We start from the raw sequence: 2,046 nt of genomic DNA, 5'->3' as shown, positions 1-2,046 counted from the left end.
GGCCGGCAGCACGACGCTGCCGGCGATCACGGTGAGCGGCGAGCGCGGCAACACGCTGCGCGCACGCACGGCGTCGGTCGCGGGGCTCGACGATGCGCCGCTGCGCGACACGCCGGCCTCCGTCAACGTCGTCACGCGGGCGCTGATCGACGATCAGCAGGCGAAGCGCTTGAGCGACGTGGTGCGCAACGACGCATCGGTCGTCAACGACTACGCGCCGGTCGGCTACTTCGAAGGCTTCGCGATCCGCGGCTTTCCGGTCGATCTCGCGAGCGCGATCCGGATCGACGGGATGACGGTGTCCGGCGAGCAGAACGTGCCGCTCGAGAACAAGGAGCGCGTCGAGATCCTGAAGGGGCTGGCCGGCATCGACAGCGGCGTGGTCGCGCCGGGCGGCGTGATCAACTTCGTGACGAAGCGTTCGGCGAACGTCGCGAGCGTGACGGGCGGCGTCGACAGCCGCGGCTCGACGTCGGCGTCCGTCGATCTCGGCCGCCGCTTCGGCCCCGACAATCAGTTCGGTTTCCGGATCAATGCCGCGAAGGAGAACATGCACTCCTATATCGACGGCACCAACGGACGACGCACGTTCGGCTCGATCGCCGCCGACTGGGACATCAGCCCGCGCGCGAGCCTGCAGTTCAACGCGGAATTCCAGCAGTGGATCCAGCGTTCCGCGCCCGGCTACCAGCTGCTCGGCGGCACCGTCGTGCCGTCGGTCAAGACGACGTCGAAGGCGCTCGGCACGCAGCCGTGGGCGAAGCCGGTGACGACCGATGCGCTGAACCTGAACGCGCGCTTCGACTACCAGTTCAACGACGACTGGAAGGCCTACGTCGCCGCCGGCCGCAGCCGCACGATGATCGACGACAACAGCGCGTTCGCGTACGGCTGCTATTACGCGGCGAGCTGCGCGGCCGGCACGACGTCGCCGTTCTTCTTCGGCGCGAACGGCGACTACGACGTGTACGACTTCCGCAGCCCGGGCGAATACCGCCGCAACGACGACCTGCGCGCGGTCACGACCGGCAAGTTCGCGACGGGGCCGCTGCGGCACGAGCTGACGCTCGGCGTGAGCGTGCAGCGCCGCGTCGTGCACATGGCGAATGCCGTGTACGACTACGTGGGCAGCGAGAACATCTATGGGCCCGACGTCGCGTTCGCACCGTCGCCGAACGCGGCCGGGCCGTCGTATCCGCAGCTCGACGCGTGGCAGTACGGCGTGTTCGGGCTCGACCGCATCAGCATCGGCGAGCACTGGCAGGTGCTCGCGGGCGGCAAGGAAGTGCTGCTGCGCCAGCGCAGCTGGAGCAGCCTCGACGGCGACGCGACGCACACCGACCGCTCGGTGTTCCTGCCGCAGGTCGCGCTCGTCTACAAGCCGGTGAACGTGCTGTCGCTGTACGCGTCGTACAGCAAGGCGCTGTCGCTCGGCGACCAGGCGCCGGTGCGCGCGACCAACGCGTATGCGTTCCTGCCGCCGGTCGAATCGCACCAGTTCGAGCTCGGCGCGAAATACGACTGGCTCGACCGGCTGAGCCTCACGGCCGCCGTGTTCTCGATCAGCAAGCCGTTCCAGTTCGCCGACCCCGATGCGTCGGGCACGAGCTATACGTTCGTGCAGCGCGGCACGCAGCGCCACCAGGGGATCGAGTTCGGCGCGGCCGGGCGCGTGACCGAGCGGCTCGGGCTGACGGCCAGCGTCGCGGCGATTCGCGCGCGCGCGTACGACGCGGGTTCGCCGGCGTACGAAGGGCACCAGATCATCAACGTGCCGGCGCTGCGCGCATCGCTGTATGCGGACTACGCGGTGCCGGGCGTTGCCGGCCTGAACGTGCTCGGCGGCGTCGAGTACAGCGCGGCGCGCAACGCGAACGAGGAGGGCACCGCGCGCGTGCCGTCGTGGTTCGTGTTCAATCTCGGCGCACGCTATACGACGAAGATCGCGGGCCATCGCACGGTGCTGCGCGTGTCGGTGGACAACCTGTTCAACAAGTTCTACTGGCGCGACGCGGGCGAGCAGCAGGGCGACGCGTACCTGTTCCC

1 protein-coding gene is annotated in these 2,046 nt (G+C 69.1%); it reads left to right on the top strand.

Translation table 11 applies throughout. The features are described 5' to 3' along the window. A partial coding sequence (locus DID99_RS36420) for a TonB-dependent siderophore receptor (RefSeq protein WP_260444793.1) occupies positions 1 to 2,046 on the top strand: 2,046 nt, incomplete at both ends.

The sequence above is a fragment of the Burkholderia sp. Bp8986 genome (assembly GCF_003854225.1).
Lineage (GTDB): Bacteria > Pseudomonadota > Gammaproteobacteria > Burkholderiales > Burkholderiaceae > Burkholderia.
This window is presented reverse-complemented; position numbering and strand designations above follow the sequence as displayed.